This is a genomic window from Micromonospora phaseoli, from assembly GCF_900109115.1.
In the GTDB taxonomy this organism is placed as follows: domain Bacteria; phylum Actinomycetota; class Actinomycetes; order Mycobacteriales; family Micromonosporaceae; genus Micromonospora; species Micromonospora phaseoli.
Map to the genome: position 1 here is coordinate 148,038 of NZ_FNYV01000003.1, position 21,081 is coordinate 169,118.

At 72.1% G+C, this 21,081-nt stretch carries 15 protein-coding genes; 4 read left to right on the forward strand and 11 right to left on the reverse strand.

The window, feature by feature from the left end; all coding sequences use genetic code 11:
* The first annotated feature begins 76 nt into the window (after nucleotides 1–76).
* Nucleotides 77–1,627, forward strand: a complete 1,551-nt coding sequence (locus BMY89_RS08985; protein WP_092377926.1) for a GGDEF domain-containing protein — start codon at nucleotides 77–79, stop codon at nucleotides 1,625–1,627.
* Between the two features lie 5 nt (nucleotides 1,628–1,632).
* Here the strand turns inward: BMY89_RS08985 and prfA are convergent, their stop codons facing one another.
* The 7 genes from prfA to BMY89_RS09020 form a co-directional block, all read right to left on the reverse strand.
* On the reverse strand, nucleotides 1,633–2,721 hold the full coding sequence (prfA, locus tag BMY89_RS08990; protein ID WP_092377928.1) for a peptide chain release factor 1: 1,089 nt from the start codon (nucleotides 2,719–2,721) through the stop codon (nucleotides 1,633–1,635).
* Nucleotides 2,722–2,815: 94 nt separating this feature from the next.
* Nucleotides 2,816–3,040 carry a 50S ribosomal protein L31 gene (gene rpmE, locus BMY89_RS08995; protein WP_092377931.1) on the reverse strand — a complete coding sequence of 75 codons (225 nt, stop codon included), beginning with the start codon at nucleotides 3,038–3,040 and terminating at the stop codon, nucleotides 2,816–2,818.
* A 361-nt stretch (nucleotides 3,041–3,401) separates the two neighbouring features.
* On the reverse strand, nucleotides 3,402–5,462 hold the full coding sequence (rho, locus tag BMY89_RS09000) for a transcription termination factor Rho (RefSeq protein WP_092377933.1): 2,061 nt from the start codon (nucleotides 5,460–5,462) through the stop codon (nucleotides 3,402–3,404).
* Nucleotides 5,463–5,758: 296 nt separating this feature from the next.
* Nucleotides 5,759–6,703, reverse strand: a complete 945-nt coding sequence (gene thrB / locus BMY89_RS09005) for a homoserine kinase (RefSeq protein WP_092377935.1) — start codon at nucleotides 6,701–6,703, stop codon at nucleotides 5,759–5,761.
* Between the two features lie 9 nt (nucleotides 6,704–6,712).
* Nucleotides 6,713–7,954 carry an MFS transporter gene (locus BMY89_RS09010; protein ID WP_092377937.1) on the reverse strand — a complete coding sequence of 414 codons (1,242 nt, stop codon included), beginning with the start codon at nucleotides 7,952–7,954 and terminating at the stop codon, nucleotides 6,713–6,715.
* A 74-nt stretch (nucleotides 7,955–8,028) separates the two neighbouring features.
* Nucleotides 8,029–11,319 carry an efflux RND transporter permease subunit gene (locus BMY89_RS09015; protein ID WP_092377939.1) on the reverse strand — a complete coding sequence of 1,097 codons (3,291 nt, stop codon included), beginning with the start codon at nucleotides 11,317–11,319 and terminating at the stop codon, nucleotides 8,029–8,031.
* Nucleotides 11,320–11,328: 9 nt separating this feature from the next.
* Nucleotides 11,329–13,248 carry an ABC transporter ATP-binding protein gene (locus BMY89_RS09020; RefSeq protein WP_232521148.1) on the reverse strand — a complete coding sequence of 640 codons (1,920 nt, stop codon included), beginning with the start codon at nucleotides 13,246–13,248 and terminating at the stop codon, nucleotides 11,329–11,331.
* A gap of 72 nt (nucleotides 13,249–13,320) precedes the next feature.
* Here BMY89_RS09020 and BMY89_RS09025 point away from each other — a divergent pair, with 72 nt between their 5' ends.
* Nucleotides 13,321–13,887 (forward strand): TetR/AcrR family transcriptional regulator, encoded by a 567-nt coding sequence (locus BMY89_RS09025; protein WP_232521150.1) that lies wholly within the window; start codon nucleotides 13,321–13,323, stop codon nucleotides 13,885–13,887.
* Between the two features lie 15 nt (nucleotides 13,888–13,902).
* Here BMY89_RS09025 and thrC read toward each other — a convergent pair whose 3' ends face one another.
* From thrC to argS, 4 genes are read right to left on the reverse strand one after another with little or no spacing between them, the layout of a single operon-like run.
* Nucleotides 13,903–14,952, reverse strand: a complete 1,050-nt coding sequence (thrC, locus tag BMY89_RS09030; RefSeq protein ID WP_092377943.1) for a threonine synthase — start codon at nucleotides 14,950–14,952, stop codon at nucleotides 13,903–13,905.
* A 17-nt stretch (nucleotides 14,953–14,969) separates the two neighbouring features.
* The gene (locus BMY89_RS09035; protein ID WP_175510346.1) at nucleotides 14,970–16,280 is read right to left on the reverse strand and encodes a homoserine dehydrogenase; all 1,311 of its coding nucleotides are present in this window, start codon (nucleotides 16,278–16,280) and stop codon (nucleotides 14,970–14,972) included.
* A gap of 8 nt (nucleotides 16,281–16,288) precedes the next feature.
* Nucleotides 16,289–17,674 carry a diaminopimelate decarboxylase gene (gene lysA, locus BMY89_RS09040; protein WP_092377950.1) on the reverse strand — a complete coding sequence of 462 codons (1,386 nt, stop codon included), beginning with the start codon at nucleotides 17,672–17,674 and terminating at the stop codon, nucleotides 16,289–16,291.
* A 3-nt stretch (nucleotides 17,675–17,677) separates the two neighbouring features.
* Nucleotides 17,678–19,342: an arginine--tRNA ligase gene (argS, locus tag BMY89_RS09045; protein WP_092377953.1), complete on the reverse strand. Its 1,665-nt coding sequence runs from the start codon at nucleotides 19,340–19,342 to the stop codon at nucleotides 17,678–17,680.
* Nucleotides 19,343–19,442: 100 nt separating this feature from the next.
* Here argS and BMY89_RS09055 point away from each other — a divergent pair, with 100 nt between their 5' ends.
* Complete coding sequence (locus BMY89_RS09055) at nucleotides 19,443–20,252, forward strand: thioredoxin-like domain-containing protein (RefSeq protein ID WP_092377959.1); 810 nt, start codon at nucleotides 19,443–19,445, stop codon at nucleotides 20,250–20,252.
* A 28-nt stretch (nucleotides 20,253–20,280) separates the two neighbouring features.
* Entirely contained in the window at nucleotides 20,281–20,913 is a 633-nt protein-coding gene (locus BMY89_RS09060; protein ID WP_232521151.1) for a DUF305 domain-containing protein, read from the forward strand.
* Nucleotides 20,914–21,081 lie beyond the last annotated feature (168 nt).

The window sequence follows — 21,081 nt, forward strand, 5'->3', positions numbered from 1 at the left end:
ACGCAATAATCATGAATCGTCGCGGTGCACGTGCATAAGCGGGTGCAGCCGGCGACACACCGACAGGAGGTCGCGGGTGGCTTGGCTCGACCGGGTCGATGACCAGGTTGACGTCCTGACGAAAGCGCGGGCGTTGCAGGAGGTGAGCCGCTCTGCCGAGGCGTACGCGCTCCTCGACCGGGTGTTGCGTACCACCCGGGATCCGCATGCCCGGGCCGACGCGCTCGTGCAGCGGCTCTCCGCACTGATCAATCTCGGTCGCACAGCGGAGTACACCCGCGCCATCGAGGAGGCCTCCGCGGCGGTACGCGATCTTGCCGAGCCCTACCTGCACGGGCACCTCAACGCGCTGGCCGCGCTCGCCGCCCACCACCAGGGCGCGCTGGACCGCTGCGTCACGCACCTGGTGAAGGCGGCCCGGGCGCTCGGGGCCGTGGAGGACCCGGACCGGGACACCGCCTGGGGTTGGCACGACCTCGCGATGGCCTACTCCTACCTCAGCTTCCACGGTTACGCACTCGGCGCGATCGAACGTGCCCGGCAACTCGGCACCGCCGCCGCGATCCCCGAGGAGACGTTCGCCGCCCCGGGTATCCGACTGCGCAACGCGGTTGCCCTGGACCATACCGGCGACAGCGACGGTTGCCTGCGGGTACTGCGGGACGTCGCCGGCGACCTCGACCGGTTCGTCTCCGCCGGGCGCGCCGACCGGCTGCGCCCCAGCAGCCTGGCCGCCTACGGCTATGCCGCGGCCCGCCGGGCCGCGCTCGGCGACGGCATCCCCGCCACCGGGGGCAGCGCCCCGGACCGACTGCTCGGGCACGGCGCGGACAGCGCACGCGCCCGCGACATGCGCCAACTCGGCCAGGTCTGCCTGGCCATCGCCGACGGACGTCCGATCGAGGCGGTCACCCGGCTGGAGACCGTCCACGTCGCCGCCGAGACGCTCGGCGCGGCCGAGCCGGCCCGGCTGCGCAGCATGGCTCTGGGACGGGCGGGCGACCATGCGGCGGCGCACCGGGCCGACCGGCTGGCCTTCCGGCTCGCCGCCCAGCGCCACGACCGGCTCCGCGACGTCTACATCGACGGCATCGCGGCCCGGATCGACCACGAGGAGATGCGGCGCGAGGCGGCCCGGTTCGAGGGCGAGGCGCTGACCGACCCGTTGACCGGGCTGCCGAACCGGCGCCGGCTGGAGCGCTACATCGCGGCGGTGGTCTCCCGGGGTGAACGGGTGGTGATCGGCGTCTGCGACCTCGACGGGTTCAAGGCGGTCAACACCCGGCACGGGCACCACTCGGGGGACCTGGTCCTCCAGCGGGTCGCCGGAGTGATCAACAGGGTGATGCGCCGGGGAGATTTCGTAGCCCGCTACGGCGGCGACGAGTTCGTGGTGGTGCTGCCCGGCGCGGGGATGTCCGAGGCGGCCGAGGTGGCCCGCCGCATCGATGCCGCCGTACGCACCGAGGACTGGGAGTCACTGGTACCGGGCACCCCGGTCGGGGTCAGCATCGGCCTGTCCGAGGTCAGCGCCGCCGGACCGGGCCAGCGGGACGCGCTCGGCGCCGCCTTCGAGGCCGCCGACCGGGAGATGCTGCGGGCCAAGACCCGACCGCGATCCGCCTGAGCGGGTCAGCGACGGGCCAACTCCGCATCGCCGGCCAGGCGGGCCGCCCGATCGGCCTCGCCGAGGGCGTCGAGCACGCCGTCCAGGTCCCCGGCGAGCGCCAGGTCGAGGTTGTACGCGGTGTACCCGATCCGGTGGTCGGTGATCCGGTTCTGCGGGAAGTTGTACGTGCGGATCCGCTCGGAGCGGTCCACCGTCCGCACCTGGGCCTTGCGGGCGTCCGACGCGGCCGCGTCGGCCTGCTCCTGGACGGCGGCGAGCAGCCGGGCGCGCAGGATCCGCATCGCCTGCTCGCGGTTCTGCAACTGCGACTTCTCGTTCTGGCAGGAGACCACGATGCCGGTGGGCAGGTGGGTGATCCGCACCGCCGAGTCGGTGGTGTTCACCGACTGGCCGCCCGGCCCGGACGAACGAAACACGTCGATGCGCAGCTCGTTGGGGTCGACGGTGACGTCGACCTCCTCGGCCTCCGGCAGCACCAGGACGCCGGCGGCGCTGGTGTGGATGCGTCCCTGCGACTCGGTGACCGGGACCCGCTGCACCCGGTGCACGCCGCCCTCCCACTTCAACCGGGACCACACGCCGTTGCCGCCCTCGGGCACGCCCTTGGTCTTGATCGCCAACGAGACGTCCTTGACGCCGCCCAGGTCGGAGTCCTGAGCGTCGAGCACCTCGGTGAGCCAGCCGTGCCGCTCGGCGTACCGGGTGTACATGCGCAGCAGGTCACCGGCGAACAGCGCCGACTCCTCGCCGCCCTCGCCGGCCTTGATCTCGACGATGACGTCCTTGGCGTCGTGCGGGTCGCGTGGCATGAGCAGCTCGGCGAGCCGTCCCTCCAGCCCCGGCAGCGTCGCCGCGATCGACTCCGCCTCGGCCGCGAAGGAGGCGTCCTCGGCGGCCAACTCCCGCGCGGCGGCGAGGTCCGCCTGGGCCCGCCGCAACTCGCCTGCCGCCTTGTTCAGCGGCACCAGCTCGGCATAGCGCCGGCCGACCCGCCGCGCGGTGCCCTGGTCGGCGTGGATGGCGGGATCGGCCAGCCGCTTCTCCAACTCGGCGTACTCGTCGAGGAGTGCGGCCAGGCGTTCGCTGCTCATGCTGGGGATAGCTCCTTGGACGCGGGGAGACCGGGACACAGACGGACGACGCCCGCGCCCGGCGGGAAACCGGACGCGGGCGTCGGACGAGGAGCTACTTGGCCTTCTTGGCCTGAACCTTGGCGTACTTCTGCTGGAACTTCGCGACCCGGCCAGCGGTGTCCAGGACACGCTGCTTGCCCGTGTAGAACGGGTGGCACGCGCTGCACGTCTCGACGTGGATCGAGCCGCCCTTGGCGGTGCTGCGGGTGGTGAAAGTGCTGCCGCAGGAGCAGGTGACCTCGGTGGTCACGTACTCCGGGTGAATGTTGGACTTCATCTCGCCTCGGTCCTCTCGTCGTGGTCGCCGGGTCGCCCTGGTGCGCCGCTCGCGCACTCATCGGGCGTGAACCGGAACCGGTGGCCGATTGACCAGTCTGCCATGGGCATCGGCCGACCCGGAAAGCGGGCCGTACCGCTGGTCCGACCAGGTCAACAGCGGGCCGTAGGTGAGCATTCCCGCCGCCCCGCGAGGCATTCCTGTCGCCCGGCCCAGCTCGAACTACAGTCACTCGTTGTGACGCAATCGGTGCGCCGTGGCTCACGTGGTCAACGTGTGGTGCGGGCCGGCTGGGACGCGCGTACGCCGAGGGGCGCGGCCGGTCTCGGCCGCGCCCCTCGGCGCTCTGTTCCGGCGGAGGTCACTCCCCCGGCGTCGACTTGGCGATCTGCATCAGGAACTCGATGTTGGTCCGGGACTGCTTGAGCCGGTCCAACAGGAGGTCGAGCGCCGCCTGCGAGTCCAGCGAGTGCAGCACCTTGCGGAGCTTGTGCACGATGGCCAACTCCTCCGGCGCGAGCAGGATCTCCTCCTTGCGCGTACCGGACGGGTGGATGTCGATGGCCGGGAAGGTCCGCTTGTCGGCGATCTTCCGGTCCAGCTTCAGCTCCGCGTTACCGGTGCCCTTGAACTCCTCGAAGATGACCGTGTCCGCCATGGAACCGGTCTCCACCAGGGCGGTGGCGAGGATGGTCAGCGAGCCGCCGTTCTCGATGTTGCGGGCCGCGCCGAGGAACCGCTTCGGCGGGTAGAGCGCGGTGGAGTCGATACCACCGGACATGATCCGGCCGCTGGCCGGCGCCGCCAGGTTGTACGACCGACCGAGCCGGGTCACCGAGTCGAGCAGTACGACCACGTCGTGGCCCAGCTCGACCAGGCGCTTGGCCCGCTCGATCGCCAGCTCGGCGACCGTGGTGTGGTCCTGCGGCGGACGGTCGAACGTGGCCGCGACGACCTCGCCCTTGACCGAGCGCTGCATGTCGGTGACCTCTTCGGGCCGCTCGTCGACCAGCACCACCATCAGGTGACATTCCGGGTTGTTGTGGGTGATCGCGTTCGCGATCGCCTGCAGCACCATGGTCTTGCCGGCCTTCGGCGGCGAGACGATCAACGCCCGCTGCCCCTTGCCGATCGGCATGACCAGGTCGATCAACCGGGTGGTGAGGATGTGCGGCTCGCTCTCCAGCCGCAGCCGCTCCTGCGGGTACAGCGGAGTGAGCTTGTAGAACTCCGGCCGGCGCTTGGCCTCGTCCGGCTCCATCCCGTTGATGGTGTCCAGCCGGACCAGCGGGTTGTACTTGTCGCGCCGCTGATCGCCGTCGCGGGCCGCCCGCACCGCACCGGTGATCGCGTCACCGCGCCGCAGGCCGTACTTCTTGATCTGGGACATCGACACGTACACGTCGTTCGGGCCGGCCAGGTAGCCGGTGGTCCGGACGAAGGCGTAGTTGTCGAGCACATCGACGATGCCGGCCACCGGGACGAGCACGTCGTCGTCGCCGACCTGCGGCTCACGACCGCCGCTGTCGCCACCGGGCTCGCCACGGTCACTACGGCCCCGCCGACGGTCCCGGAAGCGGCTGCGCCGGCTGCGCCGACCGCCGCTGTCGTCGTCGTCACCGTCGTTGTCCCGCTCGGCGCGCTGCCCACGGTCACCACGGTCACGATCGCCGCGCTCGCCACGGTCGCCACGGTCGCCGCGCTCGCCACGGTCGGCGGCGCGCTCCCCACGGTCGGCCTGCTCGCCACGATCGGCCCGCTCGCCACGATCCGCCCGCTCGCCACGGCCAGCCCGCTCGCCACGATCGGCACCCCGATCGCCGCGGTCAGTCCGCTCGGTGCGCTCGCCACGGTCAGTCCGCTCAGTGCGCTCGCCACGGTCAGTCCGCTCGGTGCGCTCGCCACGATCGGCGGCACGCTCGCCACGGTCGGCCCGCTCGGCAGTACGCTCGCCACGGTCGCGACCGGACCGGCCCTCGGACCGCTCGCCCTCGGCGGCCGGCTCCTCGGTGCGGGTTTCCGCCACGGCGGTCCGGCTGCGCCGGGTACGACCACGGCCCTCGCTCTCGACGCTCGCCGCCGGTTGCTCGGCGCCACGGCGCTCAGCCTCCGGCCGCTCACCCGCGTCCCGTACCTCCGCGTGGACCTCCTCGCGGGCCGGTGCGGCGGCCGCCGCGACCTCGGCCCGTGGTCGAGGGGCCCCGGCGGCGCCGCCCTGCCGCTCGGTGATCGCGCTGATCAGCTCGCCTTTGCGCATGCGAGCCGTGCCCGAGATGCCGAGCGACGCGGCCAGGCTCTGCAGTTCCGGCAGCAGCATCGCCGACAGACCCGTGCCGCTGCGCCGGCGACGGGCAGGGGCAGCGGTGGTGGCATCGCCAGCGACGTTGGAAACATCCGACGTCACGTCGGTGGTGTCGCTCAATGGATTCCTTCCCTCGGTAAGGCCGGGGCTGCCCGGAATCGACAACAGGTGGCCGGGCGGCCTCGGTGCACCCGCCTCGCATGACGCTTCGCGGGAGTCTGTAACACAGCAGCCGGTCGGTAGCCCGACCCACCGGAGGAGCTGGCGAGCGGGTTTCGCCGTCTGCGGCGACCAGTGAAGACTGCGGTGCGGCGTGGGCCTAGGCAGGGGTGACGGGCTTACCGCCGAAAGCTTCGGGGGTGCGCCGACCCGCAGGAGATCGCATGCTTCGCGGCTGTGCTAAGTCTAGAGCGTAATCAACTCTTCCGACCTGCGGCAACAGGGTCCCGCTCCGCGTGTCCGAGTCTACCCCGCCCGACCTGTGCGCCGCGTACCTCTACCGCCAACCGTAGCAGTTGCCAGTCTGTTCCCGCATCGAAGCCCTCGGGCAGCTCGGACAGGGCGAGCACGGTCGGTCCCGCCCCACTGACCACAGCGGCCACGCCAGCCGCACGCAACTCGCTGACCAGGGCCGCCGTCGCCGGCATCGAGGGCGCACGGTAGTCCTGATGCAGCCGGTCGACGGTGGCCGGCAGCAACAGCGCCGGCTGCGTCGTCAACGCGTGCATCAGCAGCGCTGCCCGACCGGCGTTGAACGCGGCGTCACCGTGCGGCACGGTCGCCGGCAGCGCCGCGCGGGCCGACGCGGTCAGCCCGCGCTCGGCGGGGACCAGCACCGTCGGGCGTACGCCGTCGCCCACCGGCATCGACACCGCCCGCGCGCCGGACGGTTCCGTCCAGGCCACGGTGAAACCGCCGAGCAGACAGGGCGCGACATTGTCCGGATGGCCCTCGATCTGGGCGGCCAGCCGCAGCGCGGCGTCATCGTCGAGACGGCGTTCCCCGTCGATGACCAGCGCCCGGGCCAGCAGCACGCCGGCGACGATCGCCGCCGAGGAGGAGCCGAGCCCGCGCGCCTGCGGGATGCGGTTCACGCACTCCACCGCCAGCCCCGACGGCTGTCCGCCGAGCACGTCGAAAGCCGCCCGCATCGCGCGGACCACCAGGTGCCCGTCGTCGGCCGGCAGCTCGCCGGCGCCCTCTCCGGTCACCGACACGGCCACGCCACCGGCCGTCACCTCAGCGGCGACGTCGTCGTGCAGCGCGAGGGCGAGGCCGAGCGCGTCGAAGCCCGGGCCCAGGTTCGCACTGGTGGCCGGGACCCGGACCCGGACCGGGCCGGCGGCGAATGTGGTCGGCACCCGCTCATGCTAGGGCAGCGCGGCGCGCTGCGGCGGGGCGGCCGGTGCGCTGAGCGAGAGGTTCCGGGTGGCGACCCGCCAACCGATCGCGTAGGTCAGGGTGACCAGGCCGCAGCCGGCCAGCACGACCCGCTCGTCCACCACGTCGACCACCGCCGCCACCGCCAGCTGGCTGACGGAGATCGCCAGGGTCGCCAGCATCATGTCGGTGGCGAAGACCCGGCCCCGCAACCGGTCCGGCACCTCACCCTGCAACGCGAAGTTCGACATCACCCAGTTGCTGCCGCCGGCGAAGTGCGCCACGAAGACCAGGACGAGCACCAGCGGAAACCAGCTCACCAGCGAGGTACCGAGGTAGGCCAGACCGTACGCCGACATGGACAGTGCCAGCCCGGGCAGCAGCCAGGCGCGCCTGGTCAGCAGCCGGCGCATCAGGATCGGGCCGACCAGGGCGCCGGCACCGCGTACGGCGAACAGCAGGCCGGCGCCGAGCGCGCCCACCCCGTACACCCCGGCGAGCAGCGGGAAGACGGTCAGCACGCCGTTGCCGAGCCCCACCGCCGACTTCACTGTCACCAGTGCCAGAACCCGCGGGCGGTGCCCGATGTAGGCCAGCGCCTCGCGGATGGCCGCCCAGGTCTGCGGCGTACCATCCGGTTCGCGCGGCGCCTGCAACGGCCGTCGGATGAGCGTGGCCAGGCCCGCGGCGACCACCAGCCCCACCGCGCCCACCCAGAAGCACACGTACGGCCCGGCGACGGCGCTGAGCACGCCGCCGAGCGACGCGCCGACGATGGTCATCGTGCCCCAGGCCGACCCGGCCACCGCGATGCCCGCGGCCATCTCCTCCGGGTCGAGCACGTTCGGCAGGGCGGCCTGCGCCGCCGGTGAGTAGAACGCCTTGGCCACCGCGACCACGCCGATGCCGAGCATCGCCAGCCAGGCCGTGCCGGCGCTGCGTACGCCCAGCAACAGCAGCACACCGACCAGCGCCGCCACGTTCGCGACAATCATGATCTTACGCCGGTCGAACCGGTCCGCGATGGTGCCCGTGTACGGCAGCAGCAACGCCACGATGCCGGTGTCCACGGCGAGCACCAGGGCACCCCACACCCCACTGCCGGTCAGCTTCGGCAGCAGCACGAGCAGCGGCACCATGACGAACCAGTCGGCGCCGAAGACCACCAGCTCGGCCAGGAACAGGTTGCGGAAGTTCCGGTTGCGGGTGAGTACCGAGAGGGTGGACGCCACCAGCGGACCCTACCGGGCCGCCGCCGGCCGCCGAGTCGGCGTACGGACACCGCCCCCAGCGGCCGGACGAGCGGCTACTCCCCCTTGGGGAAGGGAGAGTTGCGGCCCTTCGGCAGCCGGAGCACCTCGAACTGGTCGGTGTTCTCGATCAGCGCCCCGGAGGGCGCCGCCGGGACCGGCCGGCTCTCCGCGGCGCTCGCGGCACCGACCCCGGCCGCCACCGGAACCCGGTCGGTCGGATCCGGCTCGGTGCCCGCCGCAGGAGCACCCTCCGACGCCGGGCGCTCGTCGCCGCCACCTGCGCCGAAGCGCCGTCGACGCCAGGCGCCCCACGACATCTTGGTGTCCTCCACCATGGCGTACAGCGTGGGCACCAGGATCAGCGTGAGCAGGGTGGAGGAGAGCAGTCCACCGATCACCACGAGCGCCAGCGGGCGGGAGATGAACCCGCCCTCGCCGGTGAGCCCGAAGGCCATCGGCGTCAGCGCGAAGATGGTGGCGATCGCGGTCATCAGGATCGGCCGCAGCCGGTGACGTCCGCCCTCGACCACCGCCTCCCGGACACCCATCCCCCGGGCGCGGTACTGGTTGACCAGGTCCAGCAGCACGATCGCGTTGGTCACCACGATGCCGACCAGCATGAGCACGCCGATCAGCGCCGGCACGCTCAGGGCGGTGCCGGTGGCCAGCAGCAGGGCGACCGCACCGGTGGCCGCAAACGGGATGGAGACCAGCAGGATCAGTGCCTGGACCACGCTACGGAACGTGGCCATCATGATCAGGAAGACGATCGCGATCGCGGCCAGCACGGCCAGGCCCAGGTCCGCGAAGGTCTCCCGCTGCTCGGCGCTGACGCCACCGAGAGTGAGCGTGGCCCCGGGCACGTCGATCGCGTCGAGCTCGCGTTGCAGCTCGGTGCTGATCGCGCCGAGGTCGGAACCGGCGACCGTGCCGGTCACCGTGACGCTGCGCTCGCCGTCGATCCGCCGTACCTGCTGCGGTCCCTCGGCCTCGACGACATCGGCGACGTCGTCCAGCTTGAGCGGGCCGACCGGCAACGCCCGCAGCTCCTCCACCGTCGCCGGCGGCTGCGCGGAAAGGCGCAGCACCACGTCCCGCGCGTCGCCGTCGATGGTCAGCTGCCCCAGCGGCGTACCGCGGAACGCCTGCGACACCAGCTGGCCGACCGCGGCCTCGGTGAGCCCGGCCCGGCTGACCGCCTCGCGGTCGACGGTCACGTCGACGCGCGGTACCCGGTCGGCGAGGGTGCTCGAGACGTCCTCGACGCCCTGGATGCCGGCCAACGCGGTCCGGGCCCGCTCCGCGGCGGCGGCGAGCGCCTCCGGGTCGGCCGCCCGCACCACCACGGCCAACTCGTTGCCGGACGCACCGCCCTGACCGGCCGGGAAGGTGATCTCGCCAGCCTCGGAGCCGAGCGCCGCGAACCGGTCCCGCAGGACTCCGCGCATCTCCTTGGCGTCGGTCTCCTCGCCGAGCAGCAACGCGTAGCTGGCCACGTTGTTGCCGGCGCTGCCGGCCCAGGGCGTGTCCCCACCGCCGGCGGTGACCTGGTACGACTGCACTCCCGGGGTATCCGCCAGCACCGCCTCCACGCGACGGGCCGCCGCGTCGGTGCCGGCCAGACCGGTGCCCACCGGCAGCTCCTGCCGGATGTTGAGGGTGTCCTGGCCGGAGTCGTCCAGAAAGTTGGTCTCCAACTGGCGGGCCAGGCCGAAGGTGCCGACCAGCACCAGCAGGCCCGCTGCCAGGGTCGCCCACCGGTACGCCCGCCGGCCGGTCGCGAACCGGATGACCGGCAGGTACGCCCGCTGCAACGGGCTGCGCAGCTCGCGCTCCTCGGCGGCCCGGCGCACGGCCGCCGCGTCGACCGCGCCGGTCACCGGCTTGAGGAACCAGTACGCCAGCACCGGGATCACCGTCAGCGACACCAGCAGCGAGGCGAGCAGCGCCACGGTGACCGTGATCGCGAAGGGCGCGAAGAGCTGACCGACGAAGCCGCCGACGAGTGCGATCGGCGCGAAGACGGCCACCGTGGTCAGCGTCGAGGCGGTGACCGCGCCGGCCACCTCACGGACGGCGGTGAGGATCGCCTCCCGCTTCGGTCCGCCGTACGACAGGTGGCGTTTGATGTTCTCCAGCACCACGATCGAGTCGTCCACCACCCGGCCGACCGCGACCGTCAGCGCGCCGAGAGTGAGCAGGTTGAGCGAGTAGTCGCCGATCCAGAGGGCGATCAGCGCGACCACCACCGACAGCGGGATGGAGACCGCGGTGACCACCGTGGAGCGCACCGACAGCAGGAACACCAGGATGACCACCACGGCCATGATCAGGCCGAGCAGGCCCTCGGTGCTCAGCGTCTCGATGGACTTCTCCACGAACGGTGCCTGGTCGAGCACGACGGTCAACTCGGCCCCGGTGGCGGCCCGCAGGTCGGCGAGGCGGTCGGCGACCGCGTGCGAGATGTCCACCGCGTTGCCGTCCGGATCCGCGGTGACCGCGATGCCCAGGCTCTCCCGACCGTTGGTACGGGTGATCGCGGTGGCCGGGGCGAGCTGCTCGGAGACCGTGGCGACGTCGCCGAGACGCACCGGCCCGGCCTTCTTCACGGGCGGGGCGACGATCACCTCGCGCAGCTCCTCCACACTGGTCAACGGCGCGCCCACCTGCACCGGGAGTGCCCGGTCGCCGTCGCGCACGGCACCGGCCGGCACCGCCACCCCGTTGGCCTTGAGCGCGGTGCCGATGACCGTCGGCTGCAGCTTCGCGCGGGCCAGCTTGGCCGCGTCTGGCGTGATCACCACGAGGTCGTCCCGTACCCCGGTCAACTCGACGCCGCGGACGCCCTCGATCGCCTCCAACTCCGGCACCACGGTGTCGCGCAGCTTCGCGGCGAGCGCCCGCTCGTCGCCGTCGCCGGCGGCGGCCAGCACCACCGCCGGCAGGTCGTCGGTGCTACCCGCGATCACCTGCGGGTCGACGCCGTCGGGCAGCTGGGTACGGCTCAGCGCGGTCTGCATCTGGCCGACCACGTCGTTGAGGTCGGTGCCGAACTCGTACTGCACCTGGACGGTGGTCAGGCCCTCCCGCGAGGTCGAGATCACGGTGTCGAGGCCACCGATGCCACGCAGGCTGTTCTCGATCGGCTCGGTGACCTGGGTCTCGACGACCTCCGGAGCGGCACCGGGGTACGGGGCCACGATGAACGCGGCCGGGAACTCCAGTGACGGTAGAAGTTGCTGCTTCAGCGACGGTACGGCGTACACACCCAACGCGGTGGTCACCACCGCGATGAGGGCTACCAGCCCCCGGTTGGCGAGGCTGAATCTGGCGAGCAGCGACATCGGTGTGACTCACTCCTGAGGGAGGCGGTCGAGGGGTAGGAGCAGTGTGCCCGACCCGGTCCGCCCGCCGACCTCCGGGGCGGGCGCGGTTCCGCTGGTGCCGATGCGCAGCGACGCCACCAGGTCCCGGTACAGCTCATCGCCGTGCAGCAGGGTCGCGTGGTCGCCGACAGCCCGGATCCGACCGCGGTCCATCACCACGATCTGGTCGGCGTCGAGCACGGTGGACAGCCGGTGGGCGATGGTCACCACCGCGCCCGAGGCGGCCCGTTGCCGGACGCACCGGGCGATCGCCGCCTCGGTCAGCCCGTCGACCTGCGAGGTCGCCTCGTCGAGCAACAGCACGTCCGGGGTACGCAGCACGGCCCGGGCCAGCGCGATGCGCTGACGCTCACCGCCGGAGACGGTGGTGGCGGTCAGCGGCGTGTCCAGGCCGAGGTCCAGCGCAACGACCTTGTCGTGCAGGTCCACCGCGCGCAGCGCGGCCCACAGTTCGGCGTCGGTGGCGTCCGGATGGGTGAAGCGCAGGTTGTCGCCGATCGTGCCCGGTACGACCGGCGCCTCCTGCTCGACGTAGGCCAGCCGGCCCCGGATCTCGCCGGGGGTGTGGTCCGGGTAGGCCCTGCCGTCCAGCAGCAGCCGGCCCCGCTCCGGTTCGAGGAAGCGCAGCAGCAGCGAGAAGAGGGTGGTCTTGCCCGCGCCGGAGGGCCCGACGATCGCGGTGTGGCCGACCCGGGGGATCTCCAGGTCGATGTCGCGTACCGCGGGCGGCACCCCCGGGGCGTACCGCGCGGTTACCCCCCGGAAAGCCAGTACGGCGGCGGAACGCGGCGGCTCAGCTCGCGCGGCATGCCCGGGAGCGGCCTGCCCAGCCGGCGCGGTGCCGGCCGCCGGTCCGCCGGGCTCGACCGCGATGGCCTCGATCTCCCGCAGCCGGCCGGCCGCCGCGATGCCGGCCTGCATGGCGGTCATGTTCTGGGTCAGCTCACTGATCGGGCCCATCAGCTGGAAGGCGTAGAGCAGGAAGGCGATCAGCGTGGAGACCTCGATCAGGCCCCGCTCGGCGCGGGCGGCGCCGAATCCGAGGATGACGATCACGGCGAGTTGGATGCCGGTCCAGGAAGTGGTCCAGACCAACGCGGCGCGCCGGGCGGCGTGGATGCCGTGCCGCGCCGAATCCTCGGCGTGGGTGGTGATCAGCGTTGCCTGGCGCTGCTCGGCTCGGCTGGCCTTGACCGTCCGGATGGCGCGCAGCGAGCCCTCCAGTGCCCCACCGAGGCGTCCCACCGACTCCTGCGCCGCCTCCTGGGCCCGGCCGATCGACGGCAACAGCAGCCCCATCAGCACCGCGACGGCGACCACCGCGATCATGGTGATGCCCAGCAGCACCACATCCAGCGTGCCCATCAGCACCAGCGTCCCGAGCAGCGCCACCGCACCGTTGATCAGCCCGACGAGGCTACCGGAGGCCTGGTGCAGCAGGCCCGGGTCGGAGGTGGCCCGGGTGACCAGCTCACCGCCGGACCGGCGGGTCAGCTGATCGATCCGGGCGACGAAGTAGCGCCGGATGACCCCGGCCCGCGCGTCGAGCACCACCCGCTCGGCGATGCCGCCCATCAGCATCCACTGCCACAGCGAGATGGCGGCGCCGACGACGACGAGGGCCAGCAGCACGGTCACCGGGCGGGCCAGCGAACCTCCGGTGCCGAGAGTGTCCAGCACCCATTTGGTCACCAGCGGGGTGGCCAGCCCGGCCGCGTTGGCCACCAGGCCGAGCAGCAGCCCGAGCAGCATGGCCGGCCAGTGTGGCCGGAGGTACGCCAACAGCAGGCCGGTGCGGGCCCGCTGCTCGGCCGGCTCGGGATCGGCACCGGCCGGCTGAGCCTCCGGCTGAGGGTCGGTCTGGGCGGGAACGGCGGTCTCAGTCACCCCGCAATGGAACATCACTGTTCCACTACGGGCAAGCTAAATTCCGAATCTGGACATTGGTAACCTCTGGCCGTGGTGACTACCGAGGAGAGCGGCAGCCGGGCGCGGACCCGGCAGGCCATCCTGCAGGCGGCGATCGAGGTGCTCAGCCGCAACCCGGCCGCCAGCCTGGCCGAGATCGCCACCGCCGCCGGTGTCGGCCGCACCACCCTGCACCGCTACTTCGCCGAGCGGTCGGACCTGCTGGCCGGCGTGGTCGCCGAGGGCGTCACCCGGCTGAACCGGGCCACCCGCCGGGCGCGGTTGGACTCCGGCAGCGGCGCCGAGGCCCTGCACCGGCTCTGCGCCGAGTACTTCGAACTGGGCGACCTGCTCTCGCTGATCTTCGCCGATCCGCAACTGGTCGCCGACCCGGCCTGGGCCACCGAGGTCTGCGACGACGACTTCCACGGCGTGGTCGCCCGGGGCCACGCCGACGGCAGCATCGACCCGGCCCTACCCTCGACGTGGTTGCAGTCGGTGCTCTGGGCACAGCTCTACGCGGGCTGGAGCTACCTGGCCGAACACGACGTGTCGCGACACGAGGTGCTCGGCCTGGTCACGCGTACCGTCGCCGGAGCCGTCGCCCTCCGCCGCTGACCCGCCCCCGCCGGCTCAGGCGAGGTCGAGGGAGCGAGCCGCGGCGAGCGGATCGTTGGCGATGGTGACCGGCACGGGGGCGGTCGAGATGGCCCACTCCGGGTCCTTCAGGCCGTGCCCGGTGACCGTGCAGACCACCGTGGCGCCGGACGGCACCCGACCGGCGGCGGCCTGCTGGAGCAGACCGGCGACGCTTGCCGCGCTGCCCAGCTCCACGAAGACACCGACCTCCCGGGCCAGCAGCCGGTACGCCGTCAGGATCTCCCGGTCGGAGACCGCCTCGATCAGACCGCCGGAGGCGTCCCGGGCGTCCAGGGCCTTCGTCCAGCTCGCCGGGTTGCCGATCCGGATCGCGGTGGCGATGGTGGAGGGCTCGGCCACCACCTGGCCGGTCACGATCGGCGCCGCGCCGGCCGCCTGGAAGCCGTACATCTTCGGGGTACGGGTGGCGTTGCCCGCATCGAGATCCTCGGTGTAGCCCATCCAGTACGCGGAGATGTTGCCGGCGTTGCCGACCGGCAGGCAGTGGATGTCGGGGGCGTCGCCGAGCGCCTCGACGATCTCGAACGCCGCCGTCTTCTGACCGTGCAACCGGTCGATGTTGACCGAGTTGACCAGCGCCACCGGATAGTCCTGGGCGAGCTTGGCCGCCAGCGCCAGGCAGTCGTCGAAGTTGCCGTTGACCTGGAGCAGCCGGGCGCCGTGCACCAGCGCCTGGGCAAGCTTGCCCAAAGCGATCTTGCCCTGCGGCACCAGCACCGCGCAGGTCACCCCGGCGCGGGCCGCGTACGCGGCGGCGGAGGCGCTGGTGTTGCCGGTGGAGGCGCAGATGATGGCCTTGTTGCCCGCCTCGACCGCCTTCGAGACGGCCATCGTCATGCCCCGGTCCTTGAACGAGCCGGTCGGGTTGGCGCCCTCCACCTTGAGGTACACGTCGCAGCCGAGCCGGGCGGAGAGCACCGGAGCCGGCAGCAGTGGCGTGTTCCCCTCGTGCAGCGTGATGACGGGCGTGGCGTCGGTGACCGGCAGCCGGTCCCGGTACGCGTCGATCAGACCCCGCCACATGTCGCTCTCCTCGCCTCTCACAGCCCGCCCTCGACCCGCAGCACACTCGCCACCGACCGGACGATGTCCAGGCCGCGCAGCTCCTGCACGGTCGCCGCCAGTGCCGCGTCCGGCGCGACATGGGTCACGATGACCAGCACCGCTTCGCCGGCCCCGCCGGCGGAACCACCGGCTGGCCCCTGCCGCACGGTGGCGATCGACACGTCGTGCCGGGCGAACACCCCGGCAACCGATTCCAGCACACCGGGACGATCGGCCACGTCGAGGCTGATGTGGTAGCGGGTGAGCGCCTCCCCCATCGGCCGTACCGGCAGGTCGGCGTAGGCGGACTCGCTGGCCGCGCGGACCCCGGCAAGCCGGTTGCGGGCCACCGCCACCACGTCGCCGAGCACCGCGCTGGCGGTCGGCGCGCCGCCGGCGCCGCGCCCGTAGAACATCAACTGCCCGGCCGCCTCCGCCTCGACGAAGACCGCGTTGAACGCGTCACCGACGCTCGCCAGTGGGTGGGTCAGCGGGATCATCGCCGGGTGTACCCGGACGCTGACCGTCTCCTGGCCCTGCCCGTCGGCACCCCGGGCGGCGATGCAGAGCAGCTTGATCGTGCAACCCATCGCCTTCGCGCTGGCCACGTCGGCGGCGGTGACCTCGGTGATGCCCTCCCGGTGCACGTCGGCGGCGCCGACCCGGGTGTGGAAGGCGAGCGAGGCGAGGATGGCGGCCTTCGCGGCGGCGTCGAAGCCCTCCACATCGGCGGTGGGGTCGGCTTCCGCGTACCCCAGCTCGGTCGCTTCCTCCAGGGCCTCGGCGAACCCGGCGCCGGTGGCGTGCATGGCGGAGAGGATGAAGTTGGTGGTGCCGTTGACGATGCCGGTGACCCGGGTGATGCGGTCGCCGTGCAGCGACTCACGCAGCGGGCGCAGCAGCGGGATGGCGCCGGCCACCGACGCCTCGTAGTAGAGGTCGCCGCCCCCCTCGACCGCCGCGTCGTGCAGCGCCCCGCCGTCCTCGGCGAGCAGCGCCTTGTTGGCGGTGACCACGCTCTTGCCGGCCCGCAGCGCCTCTACCAGCCAGCCGCGCGCCGGCTCGATCCCGCCGACCACCTCGACCACCACGTCGACGTCGTCGCGCTTGATCAGCCCGAGCGCGTCGGTGGTGAACAGGGCCGGATCGATCGGCAGGTCGCCTCGGTCGCGCCCGATCCGGCGGACGGCGATGCCGGCGATCTCCAGCGGGGCACCGATCCGGGCGGCGAGGTCGGTCGACTGCTCGTGCAGCAACCGGACCACCTCGGCACCGACGGTGCCGCAGCCGAGCAGGGCGAGGCGCACAGGTGACGTCATCCCACATCCAAAGCGAGCAGGTCCTCTTCGGTCTCCCGTCGAACGATCAGCCGGGCCCGGCCGTCACGTACCTCGACCACCGGGGGGCGGGGTACGTGGTTGTAGTTGCTGGCCATACTGCGGCAGTAGGCACCCGTGCCGGGTACCGCGACAAGATCTCCGGGCTGCACGTCGGCGGGCAGGAATTCATCCTTCACCACGATGTCCCCGGACTCACAGTGCTTTCCCACCACGCGGGCGAGCATCGGCTCCGCGGTGCTCGCCCGGGAGGCCAGCGTCGCCGAGTACGACGCGTCGTACAACGCGGTACGGATGTTGTCGCTCATCCCGCCGTCGACGCTGACATAGGTGCGGATTCCGTCGACGTCCTTGACCGTGCCCACCTGGTAGAGGGTGAACACGGCCGGGCCGACGATCGCCCGGCCCGGCTCGATGGAGAGCTGCGGCACGACCAGCCGCTCCGCCGCGCACTCCGAGTCCACGATCTTGCGTAGCCGCTTGGCGAGGTCCTGCGGGGCCGCCGGGTCGTCCTGCGAGGTGTACGCGATGCCGAAGCCGCCGCCGAGGTCCAGCTCGGGCAGCTCGATTCCGCGCGCGTCGCGGATCTGGGCCTGCAGGGCGAGCACCCGGCGGGCGGAGACCTCGAACCCGCTGGTGTCGAAGATCTGTGAGCCGATGTGTGAGTGCAGCCCCCGCAGCTCGAGCACGCCCTCGTCGAGGATGCGCAGCGCGGCGGCGATGGCCGCCCCGCCGGCCAACGAGAAGCCGAACTTCTGGTCCTCGTGGGCGGTGGCGATGAACTCGTGGGTGTGCGCCTCCACGCCGACGGTGACCCGGATCAGCACCCGGGGCCGCACACCGCGCTCGCGGGCCAGCGCGGTGAGCCGGTCGATCTCGGCGAACGAGTCGACGATGATCCGACCGACCCCGGCGTCCAGCGCCCGGCTCAGCTCGGCCGTCGACTTGTTGTTCCCGTGGAACCCGATCCGCTCCGGCGGCATCCCGCCGGCCAGCGCCACGGCCAGCTCACCGCCGCTGCACACGTCGAGGAACATGCCCTCCTCGGCGATCGTCCGGACCACGGCCCGGCAGAGGAAGGCCTTACCGGCGTAGTAGATGTCCTCGGTCGGGAAGGCCGCCCGGAAGTCCCGGCAACGCGACCGCAGGTCGTCGGAGTCCAGGACGTAGACCGGGGTGCCGAACTCGGCGGCGATGTCGCGTACGCCCAGGCCCGCGACGGCAAGCGAGCCGTCTTGGCCGCGCGTCACGTTGCGCGGCCACAGCTGCGGCACCAGCGCGTTGACGTCGGCCGGGGCACGCAGCCAGGCCGGTCCCCGGTTGCCGATGTCGCCGTGCAGCGCACCCGCCTCGTGAGCCCGCATGGGTTACATCCTCTCCGGGGCCGAGACGCCGAGCAGGCGCAGGCCGTTGGCGATGACCACCCGGGTGGCGTCGTTGAGCCAGAGCCGAGCCCGGTGCAAATCGGTGATCTCCTCGTCGCCGCGGGGCAGGATCCGGCAGTTGTCGTAGAACCGGTGGTACGCCCCGGCCAGGTCTTCCAGGAAACGGGCCACCCGATGCGGTTCGCGCAGCTCGGCGGCGGCGGCCACCACGGCCGGGAACTCGGCGAGCGCCTTGAGCAGCTCGTTCTCCTTGTCGTGGTCGAGCAGCTCGGGGCGGAACGACTCGGCGTCGCCCCGGGTCAGGCCGACCTCGGCGGCGTTGCGCCCGACGCTGGCCGTCCGGGCCGCCACGTACTGCACGTAGTAGACCGGGTTGTCGCGGGTCGCCCTGGTCCAGAGTTCGATGTCGATGTCGATCGGCGAGTCGGTGGAGTAGCGGGCCAAGGCGTACCGGGCGGCGTCCACGCCGATCGCGTCGACCAGGTCCTCCAGGGTGATCACGGTGCCGGCCCGCTTGCTCATCCGCACCGGCGCGCCGTCGCGGACCAGGTTGACCAGCTGACCGATGAGGATCTCCAGGGTCTGCTCGGGGTCGTCACCGAAGCAGGCTGCCATCGCCTTCATCCGACCCACGTAGCCGTGGTGGTCCGCGCCCAACATGATCACGACCCGGTCGAAGCCGCGCTCGCGCTTGTCCAGGTAGTACGCGCAGTCCGCGGCGAAGTACGTCCACTCGCCGTTGGACTTGCGCAGTACCCGGTCCTTGTCGTCACCGAAGTCGGTGGTGCGCAGCCAGGTCGCCCCGTCGGAGTCGAAGAGGTGGCCCTGCTCGCGCAGCCGGGTCAGGGCGTGCTCCAGCTCACCCCGGTCGTGCAGGTCCTTCTCGTTGAAGTAGGTGTCGAACTCGACCCCGAAGGCACGCAACGAGGACTTGATCTCGGTGAACATCAGCGCGACGCCCTCGACCCGGAAGACCTCCTGGGCGGCGGCGTCGTCCAGGGTCAGCACGTCCGGCCGCCGGGTGGTCACCTGCTCGGCGATCTCGGCGAGGTACGCCCCGCCGTAGCCGTCCTCCGGTGCCGGCTCCCCCTTGGCGGCGGCGAGCAGCGAGCGGGCGAACCGGTCGATCTGGGAGCCCGCGTCGTTGAAGTAGTACTCGGTGCCGACCTCCGCGCCGGTGGTGCGGAGCAGCCGGCTCAACGCGTCACCGACGGCCGCCCAGCGGACCCCGCCGATGTGCACCGGGCCGGTCGGGTTGGCCGAGACGAACTCCAGGTTGATCTTCAGGCCGGCGAGCCGGTCGCTACGGCCGTACTCCTCGCCGGCCTCGACGATCGAGCGGGCGAGCTGGCCGGCGGCGGCGGCGTCGAGCCGGATGTTGAGGAAGCCCGGACCCGCGATCTCCACCGACTTGATCCCCGGCGCTCTGCCGAGGTGGGCGGCCAGCGCGGCGGCCAGCTCACGCGGCGGCAGACCCACCTTCTTGCTGAGCTGAAGCGCCAGCGTGACGGCATAGTCGCCATGATCGGGGTTGCGGGGGCGCTCCACCGTCGTGTGCTCCGGCAGCACGGAGCGGTCCAGCCCTCGTTCGGCGAAGACGGCGTGAGCGGCGACGAGGACTGCTTCGGCGAGTTCTGCGGGAGTCACCGACCCATGTTATCGGGGGTAGACTCGGTCCCCGCGGCGGCGACCCGGCATCGGGGGCCGGGCCGCCGGAGCCCCTGACCGACCGACCTGACGAGGACCGATGAGCATCAGCACCCCGGGCGGCCCGCAGCGCCGCCCGACCGTGGTCAGCACCGGCAAGAAGCCGGCGGCGGGTCGGCCCGCCGCCGACGCCAAGCCGACGGCCGCCAAGGCCGGCTCCGGCAAGCCCCAGCGGGCGGGCGGCGGCAAGGGGCCACGCAAGCCGGTCACTCCGGTCAAGGTCAGCCAGGGCCGCCCCTGGGGGCCGATCGCGATGTTCGTCGCGGTGGGCGTGCTCGCCACGGCGATCATCGGATTCGGTGCCTGGGCGACCTTCAAGGGGAGCCAGTCCTGGGAGGACAAGGCAGCGGAGATCGACGGCATCGTGAACTACCGGGAGACCGACCCGGAGGGCATCAGCTACGAGTCGCACCAGTCCGGCCCGATCGAGTACAAGTACAGCCCGCCGGTCGGTGGCGCCCACAACAACGCCTGGCAGCGCTGCCTCGGCGACGTCTACGACGCGCCGATCGCCTCCGAGCACGCGGTGCACAGCATGGAGCACGGCGCGGTCTGGCTCACCTACCGCCCCGATCTGCCCGCGGCCGAGGTGGAGCGGTTGGCCGGCCTGATCCGCAACAACGACTTCATGCTGATGAGCCCGTACGAGGGCCTGGACGCGGCGGTCTCGGTCCAGGCGTGGGGCTACCAGCTCAAGGTCGACAGCTCCGACGACCCGCGGATCGAGCAGTTCACCACCACGCTGGCACAGAACGCCTCGATCGAGCCGGGCGTGCCCTGCTCCTCCGGCAACTACACGACCGGCACCGGCACCGAACCACGCGAGCTCGCACCGCCGACGGGTGGCTGACGTGTCCAGCGCGGTACAGGAGCCACCGGTGACGCAACGGACGGAACCAGCGGAACCCCGCCGGTCAGTCCGGACGCTGCGCTACCTGACCCTGGCCCTGACCGCGCTGCTCCTGCTCGGCGTGGGCTGGACGGCGGCCACGCTCACCACCGGCCGCACCCCGGGCGAGGAGTCGGCCGAGGCCGGCTTCGCCCGGGACATGTCCCGCCACCACGCCCAGGCGGTGGAGATGGCCATGATCGCGTACGACAAGGGGCAGGATCCGGCGATCCGGCAGATGGGCTACGACATGGCCCTGACCCAGCAGGCCCAGATCGGTCACATGCAGCGCTGGTTGCAGGAGTGGGAGCTGCTGCCCACCGGTTCCCGGCCGGCGATGGAGTGGATGCCCGATGGCGTGCGGGTGGGCCAGGACGGGCTGATGCCCGGCATGGCGACCCGTGACGAGATCACCCAGCTGCACGAGGCGCCGGATGCCGAGGTCGACCGCCTCTTCATCCGGCTGATGATCAACCATCACCTGGGCGGCGTCCACATGGCCGACGGCCTGCTCAAGGTCTCCGACCGCCCCGAGGTGGTCCGGATGGCCCAGGCGATGAAGCAGACGCAGCAGAAGGAGATCAACGAGCTGCGCAAGCTGGAGCTGGCCGCCGGCGGCTGAGCCTCCCACCGCACTCCCGGCAGACGACGCCGCCCCGCTCACCCGTCGAGCGGGGCGGCGTCGTCTGGGCAGTGCCCGCACCGCGACCGGGATCGTAGGCTCCGATACGCCTTGATGGCATAAGACCGATTTTCCCTCTAGGGGTTACTTCGAGCGAAGTGCACTCGT

What these genes read in the sequence shown, in the direction of transcription:
- lysA (WP_092377950.1), bottom strand. Translation starts at nt 17,674, where the DNA reads ATGCGGGCTCACGAGGCGGGTGCGCTGCACGGCGACATCGGCAACCGG.
- BMY89_RS09015 (WP_092377939.1), bottom strand. Translation starts at nt 11,319, where the DNA reads ATGTCGCTGCTCGCCAGATTCAGCCTCGCCAACCGGGGGCTGGTAGCC.
- prfA (WP_092377928.1), bottom strand. Translation starts at nt 2,721, where the DNA reads ATGAGCAGCGAACGCCTGGCCGCACTCCTCGACGAGTACGCCGAGTTG.
- rpmE (WP_092377931.1), bottom strand. Translation starts at nt 3,040, where the DNA reads ATGAAGTCCAACATTCACCCGGAGTACGTGACCACCGAGGTCACCTGC.
- BMY89_RS09055 (WP_092377959.1), top strand. Translation starts at nt 19,443, where the DNA reads ATGAGCATCAGCACCCCGGGCGGCCCGCAGCGCCGCCCGACCGTGGTC.
- thrC (WP_092377943.1), bottom strand. Translation starts at nt 14,952, where the DNA reads ATGTGGCGGGGTCTGATCGACGCGTACCGGGACCGGCTGCCGGTCACC.